The organism is Spiroplasma sp. hy2 (assembly GCF_044714365.1).
Classification (GTDB): Bacteria; Bacillota_I; Bacilli_A; order Mycoplasmatales; family Mycoplasmataceae; genus Spiroplasma; species Spiroplasma phoeniceum.
Window position 1 is genome coordinate 1 of record NZ_RXFZ02000159.1, and the last position, 2243, is coordinate 2243.

General features: G+C 22.1%; 1 protein-coding gene. It reads left to right on the plus strand.

Annotated features, from left to right (window positions below; all coding sequences use genetic code 4):
* The first annotated feature begins 188 nt into the window (after positions 1–188).
* Entirely contained in the window at positions 189–1739 is a 1551-nt protein-coding gene (locus EHV01_RS04795; RefSeq protein WP_422066456.1) for a hypothetical protein, read from the plus strand.
* The last annotated feature ends 504 nt before the right edge of the window (positions 1740–2243 follow it).

Sequence of the window (2243 nt, forward strand, 5' to 3'; positions counted from 1 at the left end):
TTTAAAAAATTTAAAGCAAAATCATAATCTTACACAAAATTAGTTTTCAAATTGTCATATTGATGATTTTTTTTATTTCATCAAGAGTTTTCGACAAAATTAAAGAAGTATTGTGGAACTATTTTATATATTTAGTATGATATAATATTTTTATGTAGTATAGGTTATACAAGGTAGGTGGCAAATAGATGAAAAGGTTATTAACTATTTTTAGTATTTTTAGTATGGGCGGAAGTCTTAGTTTAACAACTATTAGTTGTTCAATGCATGAAAAGAATTTTGATGATAACAAAATAATAACTTTAAATCAAGATCTTGAAACTATTAACACAATTCTAGAACAAGCAAAAAAAAGACTTCAATCTTGATGAGAAACAAAAACCAACATTGATATGAATAGTTATCCTAATGAAATGTCTATATTTCAGGAATTTCTTATAAAGTTACAAAAAAATAGCGAACTAATGTTAGTTGGTGATGAAATTTATCAGTGAAATTTCTTAAAGCAACTAATTATTGATTTCAAAAAAGAACTTAATATTATTAACCAGGAAATTATTAAGCAATATGCAAACTATTATTATGATATCTTGCCATTATCATTAAATGAGAAAAATATTCGTCTTACTTTAAAATTGGTAAATTTTGATAACTTAGCAAGAATGATGGCAAGTAAAAAGCAAACTATAAAAGGTATTACCATTAAATTTAATATTCCTTATGAAGTAAGTTTTAAAGAATTACAAGTACCTGATTCAATTAGTAGCTTAGTTGTTGCTAGTAATAACATTTTAGTACTAAGTAATATACAACAAAAAATGGCAAATTATTTTGTTACTTTTATTGATGATCTTTTTGGTAAGTATAAATATCAGATTATTGAAAAGTTAAAACGTAATTTTAATAATATTGATCAATCAAACACAATTTGACAAATAATTACGGAAAAATTACGTTCAAGAAAGATTAATTTTGTTGCCAATGATCATACATTAATTTTTAATACTTTTTATAGTATTGATGCTCCAACTTGAAATTTTAAAAAAGAAGAAGATTCTGTGTTGGCGTGAGCGGGTGAAGGGTATGACCCAACAAAATTGACGCCAGAAAACTTTTTAAAATTTTATGAGCAAAAATATATTAAAAATAAAGTTCAAATTAAAAATAATTATTATGTTAGAGCGAATATAACATCTTTTATTCCAAATGATTTTATGATTGAAAATTTACCATTTAATAATAAAACTAATGCAATAACATTAAAAACACCAATTAAAGTTTTAACATCGAAACAATATATTGATAATCAATTATTTGATTTTGCTAAAAAAATAATGAATTTTTGACATTATTATAAAATTGAAACTTATAGTAATAAAATTGTCTTTAATGTAACCAAAGCAGATTTTACTATGTTATCTGAAAAAATTAGTAATTTTCAACCAAGTGCTTCTTTTTTTACTAATATAGGTGCTATTTTTCGTTATCTTTCCGACAAACATGATTTAAAATTAGTTTTAAATTCAATAACTAGTAATGGCTGAATGCATTTAGGAAATTATCAAAATTCATTTGTTTTTAATTTCTTTTGAAGACCAGATACGCACAATTGTTATCCACAACTTGTTTTAAGTTTTGCTTATAATTCATTTTCATATGGTTTGTTTATTAATCCTGTTCCTGTAAATAATAAAACAGGTTATGTTTTTTTACAGACAATTGAATTTAAAATTGTTTAAAATTGTTAAGACAACTAGAACGAATTTGAATTTATCAAGTTTTAATTTATCATTAAGTTTATGTTATAGGGTCTTTAATTGCTGCTGCAAAACAAAAAAAGAATGTGTCAATTATTAAGAAATCAATACTTTTTGAACATCCAAAATAAAGTAAACATAAAAAATTATGTTAAAACTTTATTAAAAAGATGTTCTTTTTATATGAAAAAACAAGCGACAAAGAATTTAAATTAAATGTTATTCATTTATATAAAAAGTTTATATAAAAAATTGGAAATAACAATTTTAATATCACGAAGAGAGATTAAATTTTATAATAAAATTAGATTACAAAGCAAATTAAAAGGATTGGGTTATAGTAAAGACAGAACTCAGTCCTAAATAAATATGAATTAATAATAATTAATTAGACTTCTTGCATAACCTATTAAAATAATTGTAAATATTTTTAAAAAGATACTAATAGCAAATTATAATTTTAATTAATTATGTCTTTTATTTAAA